25 protein-coding genes are annotated in these 26461 nt (G+C 73.0%); 14 read left to right on the top strand and 11 right to left on the bottom strand.

The features are described 5' to 3' along the window. Positions 1–17 precede the first annotated feature (17 nt). From ACO4JP_RS16035 to ACO4JP_RS16045, 3 genes are read left to right on the top strand one after another with little or no spacing between them, the layout of a single operon-like run. Complete coding sequence (locus ACO4JP_RS16035; protein WP_425954980.1) at positions 18–467, top strand: MarR family winged helix-turn-helix transcriptional regulator; 450 nt, start codon at positions 18–20, stop codon at positions 465–467. 35 nt (positions 468–502) lie between these two features. After that, entirely contained in the window at positions 503–859 is a 357-nt protein-coding gene (locus ACO4JP_RS16040; RefSeq protein WP_425954981.1) for a VOC family protein, read from the top strand. A 43-nt stretch (positions 860–902) separates the two neighbouring features. Then, on the top strand, positions 903–2063 hold the full coding sequence (locus tag ACO4JP_RS16045) for a MalY/PatB family protein (RefSeq protein ID WP_425954982.1): 1161 nt from the start codon (positions 903–905) through the stop codon (positions 2061–2063). Between the two features lie 49 nt (positions 2064–2112). Here the strand turns inward: ACO4JP_RS16045 and ACO4JP_RS16050 are convergent, their stop codons facing one another. Beyond that, complete coding sequence (locus ACO4JP_RS16050; RefSeq protein WP_425954983.1) at positions 2113–3027, bottom strand: SURF1 family protein; 915 nt, start codon at positions 3025–3027, stop codon at positions 2113–2115. 251 nt (positions 3028–3278) lie between these two features. Here ACO4JP_RS16050 and ACO4JP_RS16055 point away from each other — a divergent pair, with 251 nt between their 5' ends. The 4 genes from ACO4JP_RS16055 to ACO4JP_RS16070 all read left to right on the top strand — a co-directional run bounded on the left by ACO4JP_RS16055 (position 3279) and on the right by ACO4JP_RS16070 (position 10295). Next, the gene (locus ACO4JP_RS16055) at positions 3279–5759 is read left to right on the top strand and encodes a phosphoketolase family protein (protein WP_425954984.1); all 2481 of its coding nucleotides are present in this window, start codon (positions 3279–3281) and stop codon (positions 5757–5759) included. A 95-nt stretch (positions 5760–5854) separates the two neighbouring features. Continuing rightward, positions 5855–7954, top strand: a complete 2100-nt coding sequence (pta, locus tag ACO4JP_RS16060; protein ID WP_425954985.1) for a phosphate acetyltransferase — start codon at positions 5855–5857, stop codon at positions 7952–7954. A 52-nt stretch (positions 7955–8006) separates the two neighbouring features. Then, positions 8007–9188, top strand: coding sequence for an acetate/propionate family kinase (locus ACO4JP_RS16065; protein WP_425954986.1), 1182 nt, complete (start codon positions 8007–8009; stop codon positions 9186–9188). Positions 9189–9347: 159 nt separating this feature from the next. After that, positions 9348–10295 carry a DUF4031 domain-containing protein gene (locus tag ACO4JP_RS16070; RefSeq protein WP_425957130.1) on the top strand — a complete coding sequence of 316 codons (948 nt, stop codon included), beginning with the start codon at positions 9348–9350 and terminating at the stop codon, positions 10293–10295. 63 nt (positions 10296–10358) lie between these two features. Here ACO4JP_RS16070 and ACO4JP_RS16075 read toward each other — a convergent pair whose 3' ends face one another. Together ACO4JP_RS16075 and ACO4JP_RS16080 are read right to left on the bottom strand one after the other, a co-directional pair. Beyond that, a complete protein-coding gene (locus ACO4JP_RS16075; RefSeq protein WP_425954987.1) occupies positions 10359–12017 on the bottom strand; it encodes a succinic semialdehyde dehydrogenase in 1659 nt (552 codons plus the stop codon). Positions 12018–12104: 87 nt separating this feature from the next. Beyond that, positions 12105–13229 carry a GuaB3 family IMP dehydrogenase-related protein gene (locus ACO4JP_RS16080; RefSeq protein ID WP_425954988.1) on the bottom strand — a complete coding sequence of 375 codons (1125 nt, stop codon included), beginning with the start codon at positions 13227–13229 and terminating at the stop codon, positions 12105–12107. A gap of 113 nt (positions 13230–13342) precedes the next feature. On the opposite strand from ACO4JP_RS16080, the gene ACO4JP_RS16085 reads away from it, so the two are divergent. Further along, positions 13343–14086 carry an exonuclease domain-containing protein gene (locus ACO4JP_RS16085; RefSeq protein WP_425957131.1) on the top strand — a complete coding sequence of 248 codons (744 nt, stop codon included), beginning with the start codon at positions 13343–13345 and terminating at the stop codon, positions 14084–14086. Between the two features lie 58 nt (positions 14087–14144). Here ACO4JP_RS16085 and guaB read toward each other — a convergent pair whose 3' ends face one another. Beyond that, positions 14145–15656 carry an IMP dehydrogenase gene (gene guaB, locus ACO4JP_RS16090; RefSeq protein WP_425954989.1) on the bottom strand — a complete coding sequence of 504 codons (1512 nt, stop codon included), beginning with the start codon at positions 15654–15656 and terminating at the stop codon, positions 14145–14147. Positions 15657–15729: 73 nt separating this feature from the next. After that, positions 15730–16821, bottom strand: a complete 1092-nt coding sequence (locus ACO4JP_RS16095) for a MerR family transcriptional regulator (RefSeq protein ID WP_425954990.1) — start codon at positions 16819–16821, stop codon at positions 15730–15732. A gap of 190 nt (positions 16822–17011) precedes the next feature. Here ACO4JP_RS16095 and ACO4JP_RS16100 point away from each other — a divergent pair, with 190 nt between their 5' ends. Next, entirely contained in the window at positions 17012–17293 is a 282-nt protein-coding gene (locus ACO4JP_RS16100; protein WP_425954991.1) for a WhiB family transcriptional regulator, read from the top strand. 81 nt (positions 17294–17374) lie between these two features. Here ACO4JP_RS16100 and groES read toward each other — a convergent pair whose 3' ends face one another. Then, on the bottom strand, positions 17375–17671 hold the full coding sequence (gene groES, locus ACO4JP_RS16105) for a co-chaperone GroES (protein ID WP_425954992.1): 297 nt from the start codon (positions 17669–17671) through the stop codon (positions 17375–17377). Positions 17672–17823: 152 nt separating this feature from the next. Continuing rightward, positions 17824–18252, bottom strand: coding sequence for a hypothetical protein (locus ACO4JP_RS16110; protein ID WP_425954993.1), 429 nt, complete (start codon positions 18250–18252; stop codon positions 17824–17826). 242 nt (positions 18253–18494) lie between these two features. Between ACO4JP_RS16110 and ACO4JP_RS16115 the strand changes: the two genes are divergently transcribed. From ACO4JP_RS16115 to ACO4JP_RS16130, 4 genes are all read left to right on the top strand, one after another. Then, on the top strand, positions 18495–19190 hold the full coding sequence (locus ACO4JP_RS16115; protein WP_425954994.1) for a hypothetical protein: 696 nt from the start codon (positions 18495–18497) through the stop codon (positions 19188–19190). Positions 19191–19255: 65 nt separating this feature from the next. Then, positions 19256–20533, top strand: a complete 1278-nt coding sequence (locus ACO4JP_RS16120) for a THUMP-like domain-containing protein (RefSeq protein ID WP_425954995.1) — start codon at positions 19256–19258, stop codon at positions 20531–20533. Positions 20534–20608: 75 nt separating this feature from the next. Further along, entirely contained in the window at positions 20609–21763 is a 1155-nt protein-coding gene (locus ACO4JP_RS16125; RefSeq protein WP_425954996.1) for a glutamate--cysteine ligase, read from the top strand. A gap of 38 nt (positions 21764–21801) precedes the next feature. Next, positions 21802–22284: an LURP-one-related/scramblase family protein gene (locus tag ACO4JP_RS16130; RefSeq protein ID WP_425954997.1), complete on the top strand. Its 483-nt coding sequence runs from the start codon at positions 21802–21804 to the stop codon at positions 22282–22284. A gap of 49 nt (positions 22285–22333) precedes the next feature. Here ACO4JP_RS16130 and tsaD read toward each other — a convergent pair whose 3' ends face one another. Continuing rightward, positions 22334–23392 carry a tRNA (adenosine(37)-N6)-threonylcarbamoyltransferase complex transferase subunit TsaD gene (gene tsaD / locus ACO4JP_RS16135; protein WP_425954998.1) on the bottom strand — a complete coding sequence of 353 codons (1059 nt, stop codon included), beginning with the start codon at positions 23390–23392 and terminating at the stop codon, positions 22334–22336. A 125-nt stretch (positions 23393–23517) separates the two neighbouring features. On the opposite strand from tsaD, the gene ACO4JP_RS16140 reads away from it, so the two are divergent. Continuing rightward, complete coding sequence (locus tag ACO4JP_RS16140; protein ID WP_425954999.1) at positions 23518–24138, top strand: malonic semialdehyde reductase; 621 nt, start codon at positions 23518–23520, stop codon at positions 24136–24138. A gap of 87 nt (positions 24139–24225) precedes the next feature. Here ACO4JP_RS16140 and ACO4JP_RS16145 read toward each other — a convergent pair whose 3' ends face one another. The 3 genes from ACO4JP_RS16145 to tsaB are packed head-to-tail and all read right to left on the bottom strand — an operon-like array spanning position 24226 to position 26452. Next, on the bottom strand, positions 24226–25125 hold the full coding sequence (locus tag ACO4JP_RS16145; protein ID WP_425955000.1) for a sulfurtransferase: 900 nt from the start codon (positions 25123–25125) through the stop codon (positions 24226–24228). Continuing rightward, positions 25122–25718 (bottom strand): ribosomal protein S18-alanine N-acetyltransferase, encoded by a 597-nt coding sequence (gene rimI / locus ACO4JP_RS16150; RefSeq protein WP_425955001.1) that lies wholly within the window; start codon positions 25716–25718, stop codon positions 25122–25124. The genes ACO4JP_RS16145 and rimI overlap by 4 nt, the downstream gene beginning before the upstream one ends. Beyond that, on the bottom strand, positions 25718–26452 hold the full coding sequence (tsaB, locus tag ACO4JP_RS16155) for a tRNA (adenosine(37)-N6)-threonylcarbamoyltransferase complex dimerization subunit type 1 TsaB (protein ID WP_425955002.1): 735 nt from the start codon (positions 26450–26452) through the stop codon (positions 25718–25720). The genes rimI and tsaB overlap by 1 nt, the downstream gene beginning before the upstream one ends. Between the last annotated feature and the right edge of the window lie 9 nt (positions 26453–26461).

The following is a 26461-nucleotide window of genomic DNA, read 5'->3' on the forward strand; positions in this document are numbered from 1 at the left end:
GACAGGAGCCTGTCTATATGAGAACGCCGACCCAGCCGCCGACCCAGCCCCTCCTCGGGCTCCTGCTGCGCCTGGCCAACCAGCGCTGGGCCGCCGAGATGGATGCGGAGCTCGAGCGGCTCGGCGTCCGGGGGCTCACCGCGGCCCACGCGCGGGTCCTCCCCTTCGTGCCACCCGAAGGAGCGAGCGTCCAGACGCTCGCGAGCAAGGCAAACGTCCGGAAGCAGACCATGGCCCAGAGCGTGGACCAGCTGGTCGCCGCCGGCGTCGTCGAGCGCCGCCCGGACCCGAGCGACCGGCGCGTGTCGCTGGTCGTCCTCACGGAGGCCGGCCGGGCCATCACGCCCACCTCGCACGCGGCCGGGGCCGCGGTCGAGCAGGAGTGGGCCGCGCAGCTGGGCGAGGGCCGGCTGGAGGACCTCCGCAGCATCCTGACCGAGCTGGTCGGCCTCGCGCGCCCGCACTGATGGCAGGTGTGGGAGGCGCGCGGCATGCTCGGCCCATGGCCAACACTCACCACGCGATCGACTACATCGAGCTCGGGGTCACCGACATGGCTGCCACGCGGGCCTTCTACGCATCGGCCTTCGGGTGGCGGTTCACCGAGTACGGGCCGGACTATGCGGGCATCGTCGCGCCCGACGGCGACGGCGAGGTCGGCGGCCTCAACACCGAACGCGCGCCCGGCCGCACCGGGCCGCTCGTCCTGCTCTACTCCGAGGATCTCGACGCGACCGTGTCGGCGGTGACCGCCGCGGGCGGCCAGGTGGTCGACGGCCCGTACGACTTCCCCGGGGGCCGTCGATTCCACTTCACCGACCCGAGCGGCAACGAGCTGGGCGTCTGGGCGTCGGCCTGACGCTCCCCATCCTCGGTAGATCTTGGCGGTGCAGGATAGGGCCATGCCAACGCCCAGCGAGCTCGACTCCATCTCCCTCGACCAGCTGCGCGCGTCCGGCAGCGTCAAGTGGACCGCGTTCCCGGACGCGATCGGCGCGTTCGTCGCCGAGATGGACTTCGGCACCGCGCCTGCGGTGACGCGCGCGCTGCACGACGTCGTCGACCGTGGGCTGCTCGGCTACCTGCCCGGGCCGGCGATCGGCGAGATGCAGCGCGCGTACGCCGGGTTCGCGAAGCGGCGGTACGGGTGGTCCGTGGAGCCCGAGCATGTGCGCCCGGTACCGGACGTGCTGGCCGCCTTCGAAGCGGTGGTGCGGCACCTGACGCCGGACGGGTCACCGGTGATCCTCCCCACGCCGGCCTACATGCCGTTCGGCCCCCTGCTACGCGACCTGGGGGGTCCGGTCCTCCCGGTTCCCCTGGTCCAGGACGAGGGCGGGCGCTCCACGCACGACCTCGACGCGCTCGACGCCGCCTTCGCGACCGGCGCGCGCCTGCTGGTGCTGGTCAACCCGCACAACCCGACCGGCCGCGTCTTCGAGCGTGCGGAGCTCGCGGCGGTGTCCGCCGTCGTCGAGCGGCACGGCGGGCGCGTGTTCGCCGACGAGATCCACGCTCCGCTCGTCTACGCCGGTCGCGAGCACGTGCCCTACGCGTCGGTGTCCGCGGCGACGGCGGCCCACACGGTCACGGCGACGTCGGCGTCGAAGGCGTGGAACGTCCCCGGCCTCAAGGCCGCGCAGCTCGTCCTGTCCGACGACGCCACCGCGGAGGAGTGGCGCCGCGTCGGCACCTGGACCGAGCACCTGACGTCGACGGTCGGCGTCGTCGCGAACACCGCGGCGTACGACGACGGCGAGGACTGGCTCACGGACGTGCTCGCATACCTCGACGGCAACCGCCGCCTGGCGGCGGACCTGCTGGCGGAGCACCTCCCCGAGGTGGGCTTCGTCCCGCCCGAGGGGACGTACCTCGCCTGGCTCGACCTGCGCGCGTACGGGCTGGAGGACCCGGCGGGATGGCTCCGCCGTCGTGCGGGCGTGGCCCTGACGAACGGCACGGACTGCGGCACGGCGGGCGCGGGGTTCGTCCGCCTGACGCTGGCCACGCCGCGCCCGATCCTCCGCACGCTGATCGGCCGCCTGGCGACGGCGCTCACCTGACCGATGGGCGGCACCGCCGTTCGACACGTGTCGCCGGCGAGGAAGAACTTCAGCCCGGGAGGCCCGCGATGCCCGCGTCCTCACCTCGACGCGCGGGCGGCGGCGGTGCCGCCCCGCCCGGCGACCGCGCGCGGACGCCGCGCTCCGCGGTCAGCTCGTCGCGCGCGAGGCGCACGTAGAACGCCAGCGCGAACACCGCGAACACGGCCCACTCGATCGCGTAGAAGAGACTCTGGAGGTTGATCCCGGTGCCTTCCTCCAGGACCGGCCGCGGCAAGGCCGCAGGCCCGTCGTCGGCGACCGGCACCTGCCCGGGCGCCGACGCGGTCAGGACCAGGTAGCCGTCCCAGATCGGCCCGCCCCACTGGTTGACCAGCGCGGACGTCGCGATCGAGTCCGTCAGCGGCGGCCCGCCGGGGTTCGCCGGGACGACGGCCCCCGTCGTCGACTCCCCCGCCTGCAGCCACCCCGTGACCCGCACCTGCCCCGCCGGCACTGCGAGCCCGGGCGCGTCCGACGGCGAGGCCACCCATCCGCGCACCACCGGCAGCACGGGCGCGCCGGACAGGTCCGCCCAGGACGCGCCGCCGGTGCCGTCGTCGGACACGCGCAGCGGCGTCAGCACCAGGTACCCGAGCTCGCCGGAGAGCGCGCGCCCGGTCACCAGCTGCTGCCCGTCGGCCTCGTACGTCCCGGTCGCCCACACGGCCCGGCCGACGTCGTCGCCCGGCATCGGGGCCTGGGGCCGCACCAGCGAGCCGAGCCCCACCGGTCCGGCCGACGCGGCCTCGGCGGCTGCGGCCCGGTCGGCCGCCGTCGCGCGCTCGACGGCACGATGCCACTGCCACACGCCGAGCCGCACGCACACCGCTGCGACCGCCAGCGCGACCAGGAGCACGACCAGCATCCGGGGGCGCAGCAGCACCCGCCAGGTCGACGGACGCGCGGGGATCGGCTCGGGCACGTCCCCACGTTATCGGCGCAGGCAGGTGCGCCACGAACCGCGAGCGGCCGATGTGCGGCGGCTCACGACGACGGGCGCGCCAGGACAGCGATATTGCGGGCCTGATCAGTGCTTAGATGAGGTCTGTCCATAGGGCGCGAAGCCCTGGCGACATCCATGCGCCACGACGGTTCTCCCGCCTGCAGTCGCCATCGTTCTGCGGTGGAATGAGCGTCGGGCACACATGCGAGCCCGAAGAACGGGAGCTAGTGATGACATTGACGATGGCCGCCACGAACACATGGCGGGCAACCGGCGTGGTGGATCTGCCGGCGGAGACTCTCGAGCTGATCGACAAGTGGTGGCGGGCGGCCAACTTCCTGTCCGTCGGCCAGATCTACCTGCTCGACAACCCGCTGCTGCGTGAGCCCCTGCACCGCGACCACGTGAAGCCGCGCCTGCTGGGCCACTGGGGCACCACGCCGGGCCTCACGTTCCTCTACGCGCACCTGAACCGCGCGATCAAGGAGCGCGAGCAGTCGACCATCTACGTCACCGGCCCGGGCCACGGCGGCCCCGGCCTGGTGGCGAGCGCGTACCTCGACGGCACCTACTCCGAGGTCTACTCGGACATCACCAAGGACACCGAGGGTGTCCGCCGCCTGTTCAAGCAGTTCTCCTTCCCCGGCGGCATCCCGTCGCACGTCGCGCCCGAGACGCCCGGCTCGATCCATGAGGGCGGCGAGCTCGGCTATTCCCTGAGCCACGCGTACGGCGCCGCGTTCGACAACCCGGACCTGCTGGTCGCCGCCGTCGTCGGCGACGGCGAGGCCGAGACCGGCCCGCTCGCCACGTCGTGGCACTCGAACAAGTTCGTCAACCCGGCCCAGGACGGCGTCGTCCTGCCGATCCTGCACCTCAACGGGTACAAGATCGCCAACCCGACGGTGCTGGCCCGCATCCCGGAGGAGGAGCTCAAGGCGCTCCTCGTGGGCTACGGCCACAAGCCGCACTTCTTCGAGGTCGAGGACGGTTCCACCGAGGACATCCACTCGATCCACCAGCGCTTCGCCGCCGTCCTGGACGAGGTGCTCGACGAGATCGCCGCGATCAAGGCCAAGGCGGCCGACGGCGACCTGTCCCGCCCGGCCTGGCCGATGATCGTCTTCCGCACGCCGAAGGGCTGGACCGGCCCCGAGACGATCGACGGCAAGAAGACCACGGGCTCGTGGCGCGCCCACCAGGTGCCGCTCGCCAACGCGCGAGACACCGACGAGCACCTGCACGACCTCGAGTCGTGGCTCCGGTCCTACCGGCCCGAGGACCTGTTCGACGGCAATGGCACGTTGCTCCCCGAGATCGCCGAGCTCGCCCCGAGCGGCTCGCTGCGGATGAGCGACAACCCGCACGCCAACGGCGGCCTGCTGCTGCGCGACCTTCGCCTGCCCGACTTCCGCGACTTCGCCGTCGACGTCCCGACGCCGGGCGGCTCGATGTCCGAGGCCCCGCGCGAGCTGGGCAAGTTCTTCACGGAGATCATCCGCCGCAACCCGCACAACTTCCGGATCTTCGGCCCGGACGAGACGGCGTCGAACCGCCTCCAGGCGGTCTACGAGGTCACGGACAAGCAGTGGAACGCGGAGTTCGCCGGCCCCGACGTCGACGAGCACATGGGCCGCGCCGGCCGCGTCATGGAGATGCTCTCGGAGCACCAGGTGCAGGGCTGGCTCGAGGGCTACCTGCTCACCGGCCGCCACGGGATGATGAGCTCCTACGAGGCGTTCATCCACATCGTCGACTCGATGTTCAACCAGCACGCCAAGTGGCTCAAGGTCACCAACCACATCCCGTGGCGCCGGCCGATCGCGTCGCTGAACTACCTGCTGTCCAGCCACGTGTGGCGCCAGGACCACAACGGCTTCAGCCACCAGGACCCGGGCTTCATCGACCACGTGGTCAACAAGAAGGCCGAGATCGTCCGGGTCTACCTGCCGCCGGACGCGAACACGCTGCTGTCGACGTACGACCACTGCCTGCGCTCGCGGCAGTACGTCAACGTCGTCGTCGCCGGCAAGCAGCCCGCCCCCAACTGGCTGACCATGGAGCAGGCCATCGAGCACTGCACGCGGGGCCTGGGCATCTGGGAGTGGGCCGGCACGGAGAAGGACGGCGAGGAGCCCGACGTCGTGCTGGGGGCGGCGGGCGACGTGCCGACGCTCGAGATCCTCGCGGCGGCAGACATCCTCCGCCGCGAGGCCCCGGAGCTCAAGGTGCGCGTGATCAACGTCGTCGACCTCATGCGGATCCAGGACGCGAAGGAGCACCCGCACGGGCTCTCCGACAAGGAGTTCGACGCCCTGTTCACCGCGGACAAGCCGATCATCTTCGCCTACCACGGCTACCCGTGGCTCATCCACCGCCTCACGTACCGCCGCAACGGGCACGCCAACCTGCACGCCCGCGGGTACAAGGAGGAGGGCACCACCACCACGCCGTTCGACATGGTCATGCTGAACGACATGGACCGGTACCACCTGGTCATCGACGTCATCGACCGCGTGCCGGGCATGGCCTCGCGCTACGCAGGCCTGCGCCAGCGCATGCAGGACGCGCGCATCCGCGCCCGCGCCTACACCCGCCAGTTCGGGGACGACCTCCCCGAGGTGCGGGACTGGGTCTGGCCGGACGCCCGTGAGGTCGCCGGCACCGCACAGGTCGACGCCACGATCTTCACCGGTGGCGACAACGAGTGACAACCCGCTGAGCCCGGCCGGGGCGACCCCCCGGCCGGGCTCACGCCCGCCCGCACCAGGGCGGGACAACAGCATCTGACAAGGAGCAGCACCCCATGCCGGCCACGCGCAGCATCGTCATCGCCTCCCCTGAGGGAGACTCCGGAAAGTCCACCGTCGCCCTGGGCGTCATCGACCTGCTGGTGCGCCAAGGTCAGCGCGTCGGCGTGTTCCGGCCGGTCTCGCGTGTGTCGTCGGCCGCCGCCGGAGACGGCCCCAACGGCGAGCGCGACCACGTCCTCGCGATGCTGCTCGAGCACGACGGCGTCGACCTGACGTACGAGGAGTCCGTCGGCATCACCTACGACGACATCCACGCCAGCCTCGACTCGGCCATGAGCCGCATCGTCGCCCGTTACCACGAGGTGGCCGCCAAGTGTGACTCCGTCGTGGTGCTCGGCACCGACTACACCGACGTGTCGGGCCCCACCGAGCTCGCGTTCAACGCGAAGATCGCCGCGAACCTCGGCGCTCCGGTGATCCTGGTGGTCTCCGGCCGCGGGCGCAGCGACGAGGACACGAAGGCCCTGGTCCAGATCGGCCTCGGCGAGCTGCGCGCCAACCACGCCCAGCCGATCGGCGTCGTGGTCAACCGCTACGACGGTTCGACGCCGGCCGACGTCGCGGCGCTCACGGCCGACCCGTCCCTGCCCGTCTGGGTGGTCCCGGAGGAGCCGTTCCTCCAGGCACCGACCGTCGCGCAGCTCAAGGACGCCGTCGGCGGCGAGCTGTGGCTCGGCGACGAGGAGCTGCTCTCGCGCGAGGCGCTCGGCGTCCTGGTCGGCGCCATGTCCGTCGAGCACCTGCTCGACCACCTGTCCGACGGCGCCGTCGTCATCACGCCCGGTGACCGCAGCGACGTGATCCTCAGCCTCCTGGCAGCACAGGCTGCGTCCACCTTCCCGTCGATGGCCGGCATCATCCTCACCGGCGGGCTCGTCCCCCAGGGCACCATCGGCGCGCTGATCCAGGCGCTCGAGCCCCATGTGCCGCTCATCATCACGAAGCAGGACACATTCCCGGTCGCCCGGGCCACCGGTGCCACTCGCGGCCGCGTGACGGCGAGCTCGACCCGCAAGATCGACGTCGCCCGCGCGCTCTTCGAGGCGAACGTGGACTCCGGCGAGCTGCTGGCCCGGCTCGAGGTGCCGCGCCCCGAGGTCGTCACGCCGCTCATGTTCGAGTACGAGCTCATCGAGCGCTCCCGGGCCGACCGCCGCCGCGTCGTCCTCCCCGAGGGCGACGACGACCGCATCCTGCGCGCCGCGTCGACCGTGCTCGCGCGGGGCATCGCCGACCTCACGATCCTCGGCGACGAGACCGCGGTACGCGCCCGCGCCACCGAGCTCGGCCTCGACATCGCCGCCGCGACCGTGCTCTCCCCCACCGACCCGGAGCACGTGGAGCGGTACGCCGCCGAGTACACCAAGCTGCGCGCCCACAAGGGCATGACCGTCGAGCGTGCCCGCGAGATCGTCACCGACGTCTCGTACTTCGGCACGATGATGGTGCACCTCGGCGACGCCCACGGCATGGTCTCGGGCGCCGCGCACACGACGGCCCACACCATCCGCCCGTCGTTCGAGATCATCAAGACGGCACCCGGGATCTCCTCGGTGTCGGGCGTGTTCCTCATGTGCCTCGAGGACCGCGTGCTGGTCTACGGCGACTGCGCCGTCATCCCGGACCCGACCACGGAGCAGCTCGCCGACGTCGCGATCTCGTCCGCCGCGACCGCGGCCCAGTTCGGCGTCGAGCCGCGCATCGCGATGCTGTCCTACTCGACGGGCGAGTCCGGCTCTGGAGCCGACGTCGACAAGGTCCGCGCGGCGACAGCCATCGTCAAGGAGCGCCGCCCCGACCTGTCGGTCGAGGGCCCGATCCAGTACGACGCCGCCGTCGACGCCGCCGTGGCCGCGTCCAAGCTGCCCGGTTCCGCCGTGGCCGGCCGCGCGACCGTGTTCGTGTTCCCCGACCTCAACACGGGCAACAACACCTACAAGGCCGTGCAGCGCTCGGCGGGCGCCGTCGCCGTCGGCCCCGTCCTCCAGGGCCTGAACAAGCCGGTCAACGACCTGTCGCGCGGCGCGCTCGTCCAGGACATCGTCAATACCGTCGCAATCACCGCGATCCAGGCGCAGGGAGCCACCGCATGAACTCGCCCCACGAAACCACTCGCTTCGCTCGCGCTTTCGAGGGGACCCCGAGATGAGCACCGTCCTCGTCCTCAACTCCGGCTCGTCGTCGCTGAAGTACCAGCTGGTCAGCCCCGAGTCGGGCGAGGCGCTCGCCGTCGGCCTGGTCGAGAAGATCGGCGAGCCGCAGGGCATCCTCACGCACGAGGTCGGCGACGACGAGACCACTCGCGAGCTGCCCATCCCGGACCACGGCGAGGCCCTGCGCCTCGTCCTGGGGCTGTTCGACGAGGTCGGCCCGTCGCTCGAGAAGGCGGGAGTCGTCGCCGTCGGGCACCGCGTCGTCCACGGTGGCACCGACTACTCGCAGCCCACCGTGATCGACGACGACGTCGTCGCCGGCATCGAGGCGCTCGTCCCGCTGGCCCCGCTGCACAACCCGGCCAACGTCACCGGGATCAAGGTGGCGCGCGAGCTTCTCGACGTGCCGCACGTCGCCGTGTTCGACACCGCGTTCTTCGCCACGCTGCCCGAGCCCGCCTACACGTACGCGATCGACGCCGACGTGGCCAAGGAGCACCGGATCCGCCGGTACGGCTTCCACGGGACGTCGCACCAGTACGTGTCGGAGCGCGTCTCGCAGGTGCTCGGCCGCGACGACCTCAAGCAGATCGTGCTGCACCTCGGCAACGGGGCGTCGGCGTCGGCCGTCACGTCCGGGGTCGCGGTGGACACATCGATGGGCCTCACGCCGCTCGAGGGCCTCGTGATGGGCACCCGCTCGGGCGACCTGGACCCGGCGATCGTGTTCCACCTCAACCGGGTGGCCGGGCTCGACGTCGACCAGGTCGACAACCTGCTCAACAAGCAGTCAGGGCTCAAGGGCATCGCCGGCCGCAACGACATGCGTGAGGTGCGCTCGGCCGCCGAGGCCGGCGACCCCGCAGCCCTCCTCGCGCTCGCCGTCTACCGCCACCGCCTCATCAAGTACGTGGGCGCCTACGCGGCCGTGCTCGGCGGGATCGACGTGCTGACGTTCACCGCCGGCGTCGGCGAGAACTCGGCGCCGCTGCGCGCGGAGGTCGTCGAGGCCCTCGCATTCCTGGGCCTCGCGATCGACCCGGCGAAGAACGCGGTGCGCTCCAAGGAGCCGCGGGTCGTCTCGCCGGACGGTCACCAGGGCCCGCTCGTCATGGTCGTGCCGACCAACGAGGAGCTGGCGATCGCGCGTCAGTCGATGGCGGCGATCGCCTGACCCTGACGCCCCTCCGCTCCCTCACGAGGCGTACACCCAGCCCCGCGAGGTAGAGGAGCCCGACGGCGAGGTAGAGATCCCTCTCTACCCCGCCGTCGGGTTCTCTGCTCCTGGCTCTTCGCGCTGGTGGCCCGGGGCGCACCGTACGCTCGGGCGGTGATCCTCCTCGATCCGCCCGCGTGGCCTGCGCACGGGACGCTGTGGTCCCACCTGATCTCGGATACGTCGCTGCACGAGCTGCGGACGTTCGCCCGCGCGGCGGGCCTGGCCGACCGCGGGCTCGACCTCGACCACTACGACGCCCCGGCGCGCCGCCACGAGGACCTGCTCGCGGCGGGCGCCACCGCAGTCGACGGGCGCACGCTGGCCCGCCGCCTGGCGACGTCGGGCCTGCGCGTCCCGGGCCACGAGCGCGCCGGTGCGAAGCGCGTGGCTCTCCTCACCCGCTGGCAGACCCTGTGGGAGCAGGAGGCGGGGCTCCCGGATGCCCCCGAGTCCCAGGACCTGTACCCACAGATCCGCGCGGTCGGGGAGGAGCTCGTGCTGCGGTGGGGCGAGCCGCACCGCGTCTACCATGGGCGGCTGCACCTCACGGCCTCGCTCGACGCGCTCGACGCGCTGCTCGCCGCAGCCGCCGGGAGCCCGGCCGAGGCCCGCACCGCTCGCCTCGCGCTCTGGTTCCACGACGCCGTGCACGACGGCGAGGCGGAGCGCGACGAGGAGCGCTCGGCCTCGTTCGCGGCCGAGCTCCTCGCACCCGCCGCGGAGGTCGGGCTCGTCACGCCGGCCGAGGTGGACGAGGTCGCCCGCCTGGTGCTGCTCACCGCGTCCCACGACCCGGCCGCCACCGACCGGCTCGGTGCCCTGGTCAGCGACGCCGACCTCGCCATCCTCGGCGCACCGCCCGGGCGGTACGCCCGCTACGTGCAGCAGGTCCGCGCGGAGTACGCCGAAGTCCCGGAAGCGCGGTTCCGCGCAGGTCGCGCGGCAGTGCTGGACCAGCTCCTCGCGCTGCCCACCCTGTTCCGCACCGAGGCCGCCCGCGCGCAGTGGGCGACGCAGGCGAGCGCCAACCTCAGCGGGGAGCTGCACTCGCTGCGGCGGTGACCGACCCCGCCGTGCCGCGTGGAAGGCGGGCGTCCGCGAGCTCGTCGGCCGCTCACCGTCGCGTCAGCGCGCGCGCAGGACCCGCAGTGCGCGCCACCCCGCGGTCAGCACAGCCGCCGCACGCTCGCCGCCGAGCGTGTACAGCCGGTCCACCGACAGCCCGAGGCTCACGCCGTGCTGCGTCGCGACGGTCTGCTGGTCGCTCATCGCCTCGACGATCTCGCGCCCGTGGCGCCGGCCGTGCCCCGAGGCGCCGAAGCCGCCGAGGGGTGCGGCCACGGAACCGAACGTGGCCATGTAGCCGTCGTTGACGTTGACCCCGCCCGCACGCAGCCGGCGCGCGATCGCCTGGGCCCGCCGCACGTCGCGCGACCACACCGAGGCGCTGAGCCCGTACTCCGAGTCGTTGATGAGGGCGACCGCCTCGTCGTCGGACGCGACCCGCCGGATCGACACCACGGGCCCGAACGTCTCCTCGCGGGCGCACAGCGCGTCGTCGGGCACGTCGTCCAGCACGGTCGGCGCGTAGAAGAACGGCCCGACGTCGGCGCGGTGCACCGCTCCGGCCAGCGCCCGCGCCCCACGGGCGAGAGCGTCGTCGACGTGCGCGGCGACGCGGGCGAGGTGCTCGGCCGAGATCAGGGAGCCGACCTCCGCGCTGTAGTCCAGCCCGCCGCCCAGCCGCAGCGCGCGCGCCCCCGCGACGAACCGGCTCACGAACTCGTCCGCCACGGCCTCGTGCACCACCAGCCGCTCGACCGACACGCACAGCTGCCCCGCGTTCGCGAAGCATGCGTGCAGGGCGCCCGCGACCGCTGCGTCGACGTCGGCGTCCGCGGCGACATACATGCCGTTCTTGCCGCCGAGCTCGAGCGTCGCGCCGATGAGCCGGCTCCCTGCCTGCGCCGCGACGAGCCGCCCCGTCGCCGTCGAGCCGGTGAAGGCGATGTGGTCGACGGCGCCCGTCAGCGCAGTCCCGGCCTCGGCCGCACCCGCGACCACGAGGAACAGGTCCGCCGGCAGCCCGCACTGCTCGAGGAGCTCGGCGACCCAGAGCGCGGTCAGCGACGTCTGCGGGTCGGGCTTGATGACCACCGCGTTGCCCGCGAGCAGCGCCGGGAACGCCTCGGAGACGGCCATCGCGAGCGGGTAGTTCCAGGGCGCGATCACCCCGACCACCCCGACCGGGTGCAGGTGCACCGTCGCGCCCGTGAAGAGGGGGATCATGCCGCGCACGCGCCGCGGCGCCACGTAGCCGGGCCCGGCGACGGCGTAGTGCCGCGCAAGCTGGGAGACGTAGACGACCTCCTCGAACGCATGGAGGCGGGCCTTGCCGCCCTCCATCTGGACGAGGTCGAGCACCTCGGACTGCCGGTCCAGCACCGCGCGCGCGACGCGCAGGAGCACGCGCGCCCGCTCGCGCGGCGGCAGCGCGGCCCACGCGGGCTGCGCCGCGCGCGCCCGCCCGACGGCGGCCGCGACGTCGTCGGGCGAGGACAGCGGCAGGGAGACCAGCGGGGCGCCGGTGGACGGCATCAGCGCGCGGTGCTCGCCGGCCTGGTGGGAGGTGACGACGCGGGCCAGCAGCGGCGCGACGACGTCGGGCTCCAGCGCGTACGTGCCTCCGGGCAGCTCGGGGTCGACGAGGCCCTGCAGGGCGCCGTCGAGCGCGTCGTTCAGGGCGTCATGCAGGGCGTCGTCGCCCTCGTGCGCGGTGGCCATGACCGCCACATTACACACGGAGAGTGACAGCACTGAGGCCCCGTCAACAGCTGTGGACGGGGCCTCGAGACGGGGTGCGTCAGTGCGTCAGTGCGGCTGGTACGGCGAGACGACGACCTCGACCCGCTGGAACTCCTTGAGGTCCGAGTAGCCCGTCGTGGCCATCGCGCGCTTGAGCGCGCCCACGAGGTTGAGGGTGCCGTCGGCCTGGCGACCCGGCCCGAACAGGATCTCCTGCAGCGTCCCGGCGGTGCCCACCTCGACGCGCTCGCCGCGCGGGAGCTGCGAGTGGTGGGCTTCGGGGCCCCAGTGCCAGCCGCGGCCCGGCGCCTCGGACGCCCGTGCGAGCGCGGCGCCGAGCATGACGGCGTCGGCGCCGCACGCGACGGCCTTGACGACGTCGCCCGAGCGGCCCACGCCGCCGTCGGCGATGACGTGCACGTACCGGCCGCCGGACTCGTCGAGGTAGTCGCGGCGCGCCGCGGCGACGTCCGACACGGCGGTGGCCATGGGCGCGTGGATGCCGAGGCTGACGCGCGTGGTGTGGGCGGCGCCGCCGCCGAACCCGACGAGGACGCCCGCCGCGCCGGTGCGCATGAGGTGCAGCGCCGCGGTGTAGGTGGACGCACCGCCGACGACGACGGGCACGTCGAGCTCGTAGATGAAGCGCTTGAGGTTGAGCGGCTCGGCGTTGCCGCTCACGTGCTCCGCAGACACGGTGGTGCCGCGGATGACGAACAGGTCGACCCCGGCGTCGACCACCGTCTTGTAGTGCTCCTGCGTGCGCTGCGGGCTTAGCGCGCCGGCCACAGTGACGCCGGCGGCGCGCACCTCCTTGAGGCGCTGCGTGATGAGCTCGGGCTTGATCGGCTCGGCGTAGATCTCCTGCATGCGCCGCGTCGCGTCCTCGGCCGGAAGCTGCGCGACCTCGGCGAGCAGCGGCTCGGGCGACTCGTACCGCGTCCACAGGCCCTCGAGGTCGAGGACGCCGAGGCCGCCCAGGCGGCCCAGCGCGACGGCGGTGTCCGGGCTCATCACCGAGTCCATCGGCGCGGCCATGATCGGCAGCTCGAAGTGGTAGGCGTCGATCTGCCAGCCGACCGAGACGTCCTTCGGGTCACGCGTACGGCGGGACGGAACCACCGCGATGTCGTCGAAGGAGTACGCCCGGCGCCCGCGCTTGCCGCGCCCGATCTCGATCTCGTTGCTCACCCGGCCAGCCTACCGGCGCACGCCGGTGCGCGACCCGTGGGTGTCGGACGGCGGTCGTGTCGGTGCCCGGTGGCATGGTCTGGCGCAAGGAAACGACGAGCAAGGAGCAGCAGATGGGCGAGCAGCCGTACGAGGCGTTCACGGCCGGCTGGGCACGAGGCCCGCTGGTGGGGTTCGACACGGAGACGACGGGAGTCGACGTCGCGCGCGACCGCATCGTGACGGCCGCCGTGGTGCTGCGGGTCCCCGGCGTGAGCAACGACGTACGCACCTGGCTCCTCGACCCGGGCGTGGAGATCCCGGCCGAGGCGGCCGCGATCCACGGCATCACGACGGAGCATGCACGCGCCCACGGGGCGGCGCCCGCCGTCGCGCTCGAGGAGATCGCGGCCGAGCTCGCCGCGCACCTGCGCGAGGGCGTGCCGGTGGTCGCCTACAACGCCGCGTTCGACCTCTCGCTGCTCGACGCCGAGCTGGCCCGGCACGGGCTCGCGACTCTGCCCGAACGGCTGGGGCACACGGTGACGCCGGTGCTCGACCCGCTCGTCATCGACCGCTGGCAGGATCGCTACCGTCCCGGCAAGCGCCGCCTCGGCGACCTCGTCGCGCACTACGGCATCCAGGCCACGGACGACCTGCACAACGCGGACGTCGACGTGCTGGCGACCCTCGACGTGCTCGACGCGCTCGTCCACCAGTTCCCGGTGCTGGGCACGCTGAGCCTCGAGGACCTGCACCACGCTCAGGTGGGCGCGCACCACGCGTGGGCGCGCAACTTCAACGAGTGGCGGGTGACCCAGGGCTTCGAGGGCCCCGGCGCCTCCACGGCGTGGCCGGTCGAGCCCGCCCGGGGCTGAGACGCGGGACGCCGGCCCGCGGTGGCGCGGGCCGGCGTCCGTCGTAGGGCGTCGGGGCTCAGAGGCCCGTGTAGTTCGGCGCCTCGACCGTCATCTGGATGTCGTGCGGGTGGCTCTCCTTGAGCGATGCCGACGTGATCCGGACGAACTTGCCCTTCTCCTGCAGCTCGGGGATTGTCCGCGCGCCGACGTAGAACATCGTCTGGTGCAGGCCGCCCACGAGCTGGTGCGCGACGGTGTTGAGCGAGCCCTTGAACGGCACCTGGCCCTCCACGCCCTCGGGGACGATGAGCGAGTCGTCGGCGACCTCGGCCTGGAAGTAGCGGTCCTTCGAGTAGGACTTCTTGCCGCGCGAGGACATCGCGCCGAGCGAGCCCATGCCGCGGTATGCCTTGAACTGCTTGCCGTTGACCAGGATGGTCTCGCCCGGGGACTCGGCCGTGCCGGCGAGCATCGAGCCCAGCATGACGGTCTCGGCGCCGGCGACGATTGCCTTGCCGATCTCGCCGGAGTGCCGCATGCCGCCGTCCGCGATGACCGGGACGCCCGCGGGCCGGGCGGCCAGGGAGGACTCGTAGACCGCGGTCACCTGCGGCACGCCGACGCCGGTGACGATGCGCGTGGTGCAGATCGAGCCCGGGCCGACGCCCACCTTGATGGCGTCGGCACCGGCGTCGACGAACGCCTGGGCGCCCTGGCGCGTTGCGACGTTGCCGCCGATGACCTGCACGTCGCGCGTGGCCGGGTCCTTCTTGAGACGCTCGACCATCTCGATGAGCATCCGCACGTTGCCGTGCGCGGTGTCCGCGACGAGGACGTCGACGCCCGCGTCGATGAGGGTCGTGGCACGCGTCCAGGCGTCGCCGTAGTAGCCGATCGCCGCGGCGACGAGCAGCCGGCCCTGGCCGTCCTTCGACGCGTTCGGGAACTGCTCGGACTTGACGAAGTCCTTGACGGTGATGAGGCCCGCGAGCTTGCCGTCGCCGTCGACCAGCGGGAGGCGCTCGAGCTTGTGCTTGCGCAGGAGTGCGGTGGCCTCGGCGCGCTCGATGGTGGACGGACCCGTGATGAGCGGCGCCGGGGTCATGACCTCCTCGACCTTGGTCGTGGCCCACTCGGCGACCGGGGTGAAGCGCAGGTCACGGTTGGTGACGATGCCGATGAGACGGCCTTCGACGTCGACCACCGGGAAGCCGGAGATCCGGAACTCTCCCGCGAGCCTGTCGAGCTCCTCGAGCGTGGCGTCGGGGCCGATCGTCACCGGGTTGTCGATGATGCCGGTCTGCGTGCGCTTGACGAGGTCGACCTGGCGGGCCTGGTCCTCGATCGACAGGTTGCGGTGCAGCACGCCGATGCCGCCCTGACGGGCCATCGCGATCGCCATCCGCGCCTCGGTGACCGTGTCCATCGCGGCCGAGATCAGCGGCACCCGGAGCGAGATCTCGCGCGTCAGGCGCGAGGTCGTGTCGATGTCCGACGGCGCCAGGTCCGAGTAGCCGGGCAGGAGCAGCACGTCGTCATACGTGAGCCCGAGGTTCGCGAAGGGATCGTGCGGGGTCGAGTCCGTCATGCCAGAAGTCTACGTTCGGCGTTCGCCCGATATTCCGGCCGTGTGCGGCGCCACACGCGGTCTGTGGCCCGCCTCACCCGACGACGGCGAGCACCTCGTGGAGCAGGCCGGTGAACGAGCGCACCCGCTGGATGCTGGGCGCGAGCGGCACCGTGCTGGCCGAGTCGTCCCGCCGCAGCCCGACGAAGATCGGCAGGCTCGCGAACGCGTCGTGCACCGAGTGGACGACGTCGAGGTCGGGGCGCGCGAGGGTCGTCGCGACGACCAGCGCGGCGGGGCGGACCATGGTGACCAGCTCGACGGCGCGGTGCGTGCTCGCAGGGCCGGTGACGATCCTGGCCGTCGCCCCCTGGGCCACGAGCGCCGCGGCGAGCGCGTGCGCTGCGAGCGGCACCACCTCGTCGGGGGCCGCGAAGATCAGCACGATCTTGCGCATCCGGCTCGGGTGGTTGGCGGGCGGGTTTCCGGCGTTGACCATCGCCTGCTCGAACGCCTGCGTGAACTCGCGCAGCGCGCGGAGCGCCGCCGTCGCGAGCACGAGCTCGGGGGCCTCGCCCGGCGTGCCGAGCACGGTCCGCTGCGCGATCCGCAGCCATGCCGGCTCGACCAGCTGGGTCCACCAGGCCGCCGGGTCACCCTGAGCACCGATGCGCAGCAGGGCGTCGCAGCTGGCCTGGTCGTAGGCGAGCGCGGCATCGATGACGGCGGCGACACGGGCCGAGACGGTCGACGGCGCAGCACCGGGCAGCGACGTCGCCCCGGCGCCGCGCGCACCCTCACCGCCACCCGGCAGCGCGCGCAGGTGGCCGCGCGCGCCCCGGGCGCCGTCGGGACCGGCTCCCGCTGCGTCGGCGGGCGCCGGGTGCACACCCTGCGTCGTGGTGTCGAGCGCGTCCATCTCGGTCTCGAGGGCCGCGCGGGCCGCGTCGACGGGGGCGACGCCCTCGATCGTGAGACGACGCATGACCAGCAGGCGCGCGACATCCTCCGGCGTGTACCGGCGGTGCGAGCCCGCGGTGCGGCCGGACGGGCCGAGACCGTAACGACGGTCCCAGGTGCGCAACGTCGCCGGCGCGACCCCCAGTCGGCGGGCGACTGCTGCGACGGCGAGCCCCGGGCTCGGCGTGCTGGGCCGGCCAGAGGAGGCGGGCCGGGAGGGCGTCATGGCTCGATTGTGCCGACGGCCCCGGGTGCCTGCCACCGCGCCACCTTGGCTGGCGCGATTCACGCACGCGTTTCACACCAAACCCGGTCGCACCATGGTCAAAGGTTCAAGAACTTACCCAGAGAACGGGCAGGTCCTGACCTCGACGAAGGTCTTGAACAACTTCTGCACAACTTGTAGGTTGAGGCGCATGACGGAGATCTCGAGGCTGCCCGGCCCGGTGATGGAGCTGTGGGAGTGGCAGTACCAGGGCGCTTGCCGCGACGCCGACGACACCCTGTTCTTCCATCCGGAAGGCGAGCGGGGCTCCACCCGCCGCCGGCGCGCAGAGGCCGCAAAGGCCATCTGCCACACCTGCCCCGTGCTCATGCAGTGCCGCGAGCAGTCGCTGCGCGTGCGCGAGCCGTACGGAGTCTGGGGCGGGCTCTCAGAGGACGAGCGTGCGGCGATCCTCACGAAGAAGACCGGCTGAGCACGCGGACGACCCGGTCGGAGGTACGACGAAGCCCCCGCACCAAGGACGGTGCGGGGGCTTCGTGGCGTCAGCTGGGCTTCAGCCCACGACGACCGCGAGGATGTCGCGAGACGAGAGCACCAGGTACTCCTCGCCGGCGTACTTGACCTCGGTGCCGCCGTACTTGCTGTAGATGACCTTGTCACCGACCTTGACGTCCACCGGGATGCGGTTGCCGTTGTCGTCGAAACGGCCCTCGCCCACGGCCAGGACCTCGCCCTCCTGGGGCTTCTCCTTGGCGGTGTCCGGGATGACCAGGCCGGAAGCGGTCGTGGTCTCGGCCTCGATGGCCTTGACGACGATCCGGTCCTCGAGCGGCTTGATGGGGACCGACACGTCGGACCTCCTCTTTCGCTGTGATGCGTACTGGACTGGGGCACGCTGCGGCGCTGGCCGTCGTCGCGGGTGCCGGCACAGCGCGTTGCGCTGCGAACAATCTAGGAGCGGCATTAGCACTCTGACAAGTCGAGTGCCAGAACCGGCGCGTCCTAGTCGTTCACTTCGTGCGCTGAGCGCACCCGAAGGCACGCGCCGACGACGGCGCACACCGCCGCAGGCACGTAGGCGAACCCGATCGAGAACCCGCCGAGCAGGACGAAGACCACCAGCAGCGCGGCCGAGACCACCGAGCTCACCGCCCATGCGCGACCACGGAACGGCAAGGGCAGCACGGCGATCAGCACGGGAAGAAGCAGAGCCACGAGCACGCCGGGTCCGTTGACCTCGAACAGCGTCGCCGACGTGTCCTGCGTGACCAGGACGCCGTCGGAGCTCGTGGTCGACGACGAGCCCGCGTAGAGCGGGACGAAGAGGAACGCCACCATGGGGACGACCGTCAGCGCGACGGCGGCGAGCTGCCACCACCGCTTCGCGCCCAGCCAACGATCGTTCGCCACGTCCGCGACCTGGTCGCTCACCTCGCACCGTCCAGCGGGCAGCGGGCCGGGACCGCGTTCCGGGGCGGCGCCGACGCCGCCGGGCTGAGGCTCATGCAGGTATCCAACCAAGCCCCGGCGGTCTCGGCATCAGGAATCCCTGGTCACGCGGTCGCGGCCTGGCCGACGCCGGGCGCCCCGGAACGCCGGCGCTCGGCCCGCGTCGGTGCCGATCAGACATCCGGTTGGCGCCAGACCCCGGGAAGCGGGCACCATGTCGCACGATGTCTACCCAGAAGATCGTCGACCGCGCCCGGCTCTGGGCGGACTACTACTCGCAGGTGCAGGCGCAGCGCACCCTCGTCCGCCTCGACGCGGAGCGGGCGCTCGCGGCCCTCAAGGCCCGCCTCGTGCCCGTGACGGCCGGTGGCCGCGTCGTGTCGCGCGTGCTGCCGGTCGGTCCGGGGGACGTCGCGAGCCTGCGCGCCGTGTCCCGCGCGGTCACGATGCCGCCCGTCGACCCGGACGACGGCGACACCCTGCGGCAGCTCGCCGACGCCGTGCCCGAAGCGTTGGCCGACGTCGACGCCGCCGCCGGAGCGAAGCGCCTGCTGGCGCTGCCTGCGGCCCGGCAGGCCGCCGCGGACGCGATCGAGTTCCTCACCGAGTACGTCACCTGGGGCGAGGAGCACGGGCTCGGCGGCGCCCTGCGGCGGATGGAGCCGGGCGCCGAGCCGGAGGGACTCACGCCTGCGGACGCGCTCGCGCCGCAGGTCGGCCTCCGCGCGATCTGGCGCGACCTCGGGACCGCCGAGCTGATCGAGGTCCCGGCCTCCGCGGCGGCCCCGGCCGGGCAGGCAGCGACACCCGACGTCACCGCGCTGCGCGCCGCGATCGCCGTACAGGCACCGACCCACCTCGCCGTCTTCTCCGTCGCCGGACGTACCGCCGCCGAGCTCCTGGCCGCACTGAGCGCATAGGCCCTGGGCGCGCAGCCCTGAGCGCACAGCGCCCTGAGCGCGCACGCGTCTGACACCATGACGTCGTGGACCCCGCGACCCTCAGCAAGCTGCTCACCCCTGAGGGCTGGGCACTGCTCGGCGCGCTCCCGCCGTACGACGAGAAGCTCGCGATGCCGCTGGCCATGCGCCTGCGCGACGAAGGCGTCGACCCTGACCTCGCCGCCGCCGCCCTCACCCAGAGCAGGCTGCGCGCCAAGGCCCGCGCCAAGCTCGGCGACTTCGCCGACGGCATGCTCTTCACGCCCGACGGCGTGGAGCAGGCCACCCGCCTCGTCGTCGCCGCGCTGCACGCCCGCCGCTACCTCGCGGCAGGCGTCACCAAGGTCGCGGACCTGACCAGCGGCATCGGCGCGGACGCTCTCGCGTTCGCCGGCGTCGGGCTGCGCGTGATCGCGACCGACGTCGACGAGGTCACCGCGGCCATCGCCACCATGAACCTGCGGCACTTCCCCGAGGCGGAGGTGCGGCACGCCGACGGCCTGTCGCTCGACCTGCGCGCCGAGGGGGTCGACGGCGTCTACGCCGACCCGGCACGGCGTACCCGCGGGGGCCGCCGGATCTTCGACCCCCAGGCGTACGCGCCGCCGCTCGACGCGGTGTGGGCCCTGCGCTCCGAGGTGCCCGCCGTCGGCATCAAGGTGGGCCCGGGCATCCCGCACCAGGGGCTGCCGGCGGACGCCGAGACGCAGTGGGTCTCCGTGGACGGTGACGTCGTGGAGGCAGGGCTCTGGTTCGGGCCGCTCGCGCCCGACGGGGAGGGCCGGTCGGCGCTGATCCTGCACACGCGCGGTGCCGGCGCGCTCACCCGGACGCTGCGCAGCGCGGTCCCCGTGGGCGCCCACGCCGCCGGGCCGGCGTACGACGAGGCGCCGCCCGTGGGGCCGGTCGGCGCGTACCTCTACGAGCCCGACGGCGCCGTCATCCGCGCGGGGCTCGTCGGGCAGGCGACGCAGGAGCTGGGCGGGCGCCTGCTCGACCCGACGATCGCCTACGTGACCACCGACCAGCCCGCCCCGGCCACCGCCGTCGACCCGGCCTCGGGACAGGCGCCGCTGGCGACGGGCTACCGCGTGCTCGACGTCATGCCCTTCGGCGTGAAGCGCCTGAAGGCCTACCTGCGCGAGCGCAACGTGGGCCGCGTGACGATCAAGAAGCGCGGCACCGCCGTCACGCCGGAGCAGCTGCGCTCGCAGCTCTCACTGCGCGGGCCGGAGGAGGCGACGCTGGTGCTGACCCGGGTCGCCGGCGCCCAGCAGGTCCTGGTGGTGGACCCCGTCACGCACGCGGCCGACGAGACGTGAGCCGGCGCCCGGGCGAACCGTCCTGCGCTGCGACGACCCGCTTCTCGGCGGGGTGCGGCGTGGAAGCATGTGCGCATGGGGATCGAGTTCGCTCCGTCTGAGCGGTCGTCGGTAGGGCTCGAGTGGGAGCTCGCGCTCGTCGACGCCGACTCGGGCGACATGCGGCAGGCCGGGCCGTCCGTCGTCGCCGCGCTCTCCCCCGACGAGAAGCACGAGCACCCGCACGTGCACCCCGAGTTCCTGCGCAACACGGTCGAGATCGTCTCGGGCGTCGCCTCGTCCGTGGGGGCCGCGGGGGCCGACCTCGTCCGCACGCTCGACGAGGTGCGCGCGATCACCGACCCGATGCGCGTCGAGCTCGTCAGCGCGGGCACGCACCCCTTCTCGCACTGGTCGACGCAGAAGATCACCGACAAGGAGCGGTACCACACCGTCGTCGACCGGGCGCAGATGTGGGGCCGGCAGATGCTCGTCTACGGGGTGCATGTGCACGTGGGGGTCGAGGACCGCGCCAAGGTGCTGCCGATCATCCGTTCGCTGCTCGTGTACTACCCGCACCTGCAGGCGCTCAGCGCGTCGTCGCCCTTCTTCGACGGGCGCGACACCGGCTACGCGTCCATGCGCGCGCTGCTCTTCCAGCAGCTCCCGACGGCAGGGCTCCCCTACCAGTTCGAGACGTGGGACGAGCTCGAGCGCTACGTCGGCGACATGCTGCACACCGGCGTCATCGACGGCTTCAACGACGTGCGCTGGGACGTGCGGCCCGCGCCGCGGTTCGGCACCGTCGAGGTGCGCGTGTGCGACGGCGTCTCCAACATCACCGAGCTGCTCTCGCTCGCCGCGCTGACCCACTGCCTCGTGGAGCACCTGTCGACGCTCATCGACGAGGGCAAGCCTCTGCCGACGATGCCGCAGTGGTTCGTCCAGGAGAACAAGTGGCGGGCCGCCCGCTACGGCATGGACGCGATCATCATCCTGGACGACGCCGGGAACGAGGAGCTGGTCGCGGACTCCACGCGGCGGCTCGTGGCCGAGCTCGAGCCGGTGGCCGAGCGGCTCGGGTGCGTGACCGAGCTCGCCGGGGTGCTCGACATCCTCGAGCGCGGGGCGTCCTACCAGCGGCAGCGTGCCGTCGCGGCAGCGCACGGACCGGGGCACGACGGCCTCGAGGCGGTCGTCGCGCACCTGGTCGCAGAGCTGCGGGCGGGCCACCCCTTGCCGCCGCACTGAACCCACCCACCGAGGACCACGGAGGCACCATGCGCCGCTTGTTCGTCGACCAGAAGCTGTGGTCGGTCAGGGAACGCTTCACCGTCAACGACGAGCTCGGCGGGCCGGTCTACCAGGTCGAGGGCAGCCTGTTCCAGATCCCGAAGCAGTTCACGATCCGGGATCTCGCCGGGCGCGAGCGCGCCCGCGTCTGGAAGAAGCCGATCTCCTGGCAGGCGCGGTTCTTCGTCGAGGTCGAGGGCGTGCCCGTGGCCACGATCCAGAAGGAGGTGTCGCTCTTCAAGCCGCGGTACACGATCGACGGGCCGGGCATCTCCGTGACCGGCGACTTCTGGAGCATGAGCTTCGAGCTGCTCAAGGCCGGCGCGCCGATCGGCCGGGTGGACAAGAAGTGGATGACGATGCGCGACAAGTACGCCATCGAGATCGAGCGCGTGGAGGACGAGCTCCTGGTGCTGGGCGTCGTCCTGGCCATCGACTACGTGAAGCGGACGGAGCAGTCCGCCGCGGCCGCAGGCTGAGACGGCTCCTCGGCTCGTCGTCGCGGCGTCGAAGCGGCTTTCGTGACGCTCAGACGCTGACCGTGGTGAGGGACATCGAGCTGTCGACGGCGATGTCCAGCGTGCTGGGCGCGACACCCGCGCGCACGACGGCGGAGCCGAGCGCCGCGATCATCGCTCCGTTGTCGGTGCAGTAGCGGACAGGCGGGATGCGGAGGTCGATGCCGGCCTCGGCGCAGCGTTGCGCGGCCTTCTCGCGGAGCTGGCTGTTGGCAGAGAAGCCGCCGCCGATGACGAGCGTGCCGACGTCGTGCCGGCGGCAGGCCGCGATCGTCTTGGCGGTCAGCACGTCGACGACCGCTTCGGCGAACGAGGCGGCGACGTCGGCGACGTGGATCGCGCGCCCGGCGTCCTGCTCGGCCTCGACCCAGCGGGCCACCGCCGTCTTGAGGCCCGAGAACGAGAAGTCGTACGCGTGCTTCTCCTGGTCCTTCGCCGCGGTGAGGCCGCGCGGGAAGCGGATCGCGTTCGGGTCGCCCTCGCGCGCGAGCCTGTCGATGTGCGGGCCGCCCGGGTACGGCAGGCCCAGCAGGCGGCCCACCTTGTCGAACGCCTCGCCGGCGGCGTCGTCGAGCGTGGAGCCGAGCTCGGTCACTGCCGTGGCAACGTCGTCGATGAGCAGCAGCGAGCTGTGGCCGCCCGACACGACCAGCGCCATGACCCGGTCGGGGAACGGCCCGTCGACGAGCTGGTCCACGCATGCGTGGCCGATGACGTGGTTGACGCCGTACAGCGGCTTGTTCAAGCCGATGGCGAGCGCCTTCGCGGCACTCGCGCCGATGGTCAGCGGGCCCACCAGGCCCGGGCCGGCGGTGACGGCGATGGCGTCGACCTCCGACAAATCGACGCCGGCCTCGCCGACGGCCTGCTGGATCGTGGGGATCATCGCCTCGAGGTGGGCGCGGCTGGCGACCTCGGGGATGATGCCGCCGTACCGGGCGTGCTCGTCCATGGAGCTCGCGGTGGCGTCGACGAGCAGCTCGTCCCCGCGCACCAGGGCGACTCCCGTCTCGTCGCAGGACGTCTCGATCCCGAGCACGAGGGGGTCGCCGGATGCCATGCCGCTCATCCTCCCATCCCGCCCCCGCGCGGAGCCGACCCGTCGCCGCAGGTCGCCGCCCCGGGCGACCGCTGTGCTGTACGTCACGATTGAAAGTTGGATGAGTTCGCCGACGGGCCGTGTTCAGGACTGGCATGACCGAGACCCTGAGCACCACCGCTGACCTCGCCATCGACGAGCCCACCGCGGACCTGCTGTTCCGCACCGCGCGCACCACCCGGCAGTGGACCGACGCCGAGGTGACCGACGACGAGATCGAGGCCGCGTGGAGCCTTGCCAAGTTCGGCCCCACCGCGATGAACTCGCTCCCGCTGCGCTTCGCCGTGGTCCGCACCCCGGAGGCGAAGGCCCGCCTCGTGGAGCTCATGCCCGACGGCAACAAGGCCAAGGTCGACGCTGCGCCCGCCACCCTCGTGCTCGCCTACGACCCCAACTTCCACGAGCACATGGACGCCCTGTACCCGGTCTACCCCGGCATCAAGGAGCAGCTCGCCCCGGCCCACGAGATGCGCGACGGCATGGCCCGCACCAACGCGCTGCTCCAGACCGGCTACCTCATCGTCGGCCTGCGCGCCGCCGGCCTCGCGGCCGGCCCGATGCACGCCGCCGACTACGACGCCGTCGACGCCGAGCTCTTCGCCGACAAGGGCTACAAGTCGTTCCTCGTGGTCGGCGTCGGTCACGCGGAGGGCGAGGGCGCGTCGCACCCGCGCCTGCCGCGCTTCGAGCTCACTGACGTCGCGCACACCCTCTGACTCACCCGGCCCGCTCGCGGGGAAGAGAAGCCCGACGGCGAGGTGGTGATCCCTCTCCCCTCGCCGTCGGGCTTCTCTCCGAAGCAGCTATCGAGCCGTGGGGCCGGTCGCGACCGGACGGGTCGGGTCGTTCGACCACTGGCTCCAGGACCCGGGATACAGGGACGCCTCGATGCCGGTCGCGGCCAGCGCCGCGGCCTCGTGCGCCGCCGTCACGCCGCTGCCGCAGTAGACGCCCACCTCTCCCGCGCCGGGATCCACCCCGAGCGCCGCGAACCGCTCGCGCAGCTCCACCGTCGGGCGGAACGTGCCGTCCGCGGCGAGGTTGTCCGACGTCGGCGCGGACAGCGCGCCCGGGATGTGCCCCGCGCGCGGGTCGAGCGGCTCGGTCTCGCCGCGGTACCGCTCCCCCGCGCGAGCGTCCAGCAGCACGCCCTCGCCCGCCGCGAGCGCCGCGGCGTCGTCCGCGCTCAGCATCGGCAGGTGCCCTGGCCTGAGGACGACGTCGCCGGGCGCGGCCTCGACGTCGTGGGCCTCGAGCGGATGGCCCGCGCGCTGCCACGCGGGCAGCCCGCCGTCGAGGATGCGGACGTCCCGCACCCCGAAGTAGCGCAGCAGCCACCAGGCGCGCGCGGCCGACATCCCGCCCGTGGCGTCGTAGACGACGACGCGCGAGCCCTGCCGCACGCCCCAGCGCCGGGCGGCCGCCTGGAGCTGGGCGGTGCTGGGCAGCGGGTGCCGGCCCTCGGCCGGTGTGGGCTCGGCGGCGAGCTCGGACTCGAGGTCGGCGAACACCGCGCCCGGCAGGTGTCCCGCGAGGTAGTGGGTGCGGCCGTCGAACGCCTGCCCCGCGGCGGCGAGCGCCCAGCGGACGTCGAGCAGCACCGGGGGTCCGGGCGCGGGGTCGTCGCCGCCCAGGCCGAGGTCGGCGGCCAGCTCGTCGACGGTCACCAGCACTGCGGCGCGCGGGTCTGCCGGGTCGGTCATCGCTCGTCCCCACCTTCGGTTGGCTCGGCGCCCAGGAGCAGCCGCATCGTGTACGCGTCCTTGTCCTCGGGCTGGTAGTAGCGCTTGCGCAGCCCGATGCGCTCGAAACCGAGCTCCTCGTAGAGCGCCAGCGCGGGGTCGTTGTCGACCCGCACCTCGAGCAGGACGGCGTCGGCGCGCATGTCCCGCGAGCGTTGGATCAGGGCGTCCATGAGCACTCGGCCGACGCCCTGGCGCTGCCACGCGGGGTCGACGCCGACGGTCATGATCTGCGTGACGTCGCCGTCGAACCACAGCCCCCCGTAGCCGACGACGCGGCTGGGCGCGTGGCGGCCCGCGGAGGGCTGCCCAGCCGCGGCCCGCCCGACGACGTCAGGCACCGTGGGCTCCGCGACGACGTACCAGCGGCCCCACGCGGCCAGCTCCTCGGCGAGCATCCCGTACGTCCACGCGCCGGCCCCGAACAGGGCGCGCTCGAGCTCAAGCACGCGGTCGAAGTCGCTGTGCTTGAGGCTCCGCAGCCGCACCTCGGGCGGCGTCTCCCCGCCGGGGACGTCCGCGCGCGGGGCGCCCGCGCTCTCGACGGCGCCCATCACGCGCCCCCGGCGGTCGCGGCCGTCGCGGGCACGGCGCGCGCCGGCTCCTGGACGTCCGGTCGCCGCAGGTACAGCGGCTCGGTCGGCAGCTCATGGCCCGCCGCGCGCCGCTGGAGCGCGACCCGCGCGAGCACCACCGGATCGGGCAGGACGGGGGCGTCCTCATCCGCGACGAGCGCGTCGGGGTACAGCGCGGCGCCCTCGCCGACGACGGCGAGGCGCCCGTCCGCGCCTTCCGGCCCCAGCGCGGCGGCGACGTCCGCCGCCCTTCCGACGTCAGGGCCGGCGAGCGTCTCGACGACGGGCACTCCGTGCGGCCCCTCGTGGGCGACCACCCGGTACCGCGCCCAGTAGACCTCCCGGCGGCGCGCGTCGGTCGCCACCAGCACCTCGTCGTCCGGCGCGAGGCCCAGGTCGGCGACGGCCTGGACCGCGAGCGCGTCGACGCTCGGCACGCCCAGCACGGGCACGCCGAGCGCGAGCGCGAGCGTGCGCGCGGTGACGAGCCCGACGCGCAGGCCCGTGAAGGGCGCGGGCCCGGTCCCGGCGACGACGGCGGTGAGGTCGCTCCGGTCGAGACCCGCCTCGGCGAGCACCTCGGCGATCATCGGGGCGAGCTGCTCGGCGTGCCGCCGGCGCTCGTCGACGGTGCGGACCGCCAGGCGCGCCCCGTCGTCGGAGACGAGGGCGACGGCGACCGCGGCGGACGTGTCGATCGAGAGGACTGCCACGGTCCCAGC

It is taken from the genome of Xylanimonas sp. McL0601, from assembly GCF_049852175.1.
In the GTDB taxonomy this organism is placed as follows: domain Bacteria; phylum Actinomycetota; class Actinomycetes; order Actinomycetales; family Cellulomonadaceae; genus Xylanimonas.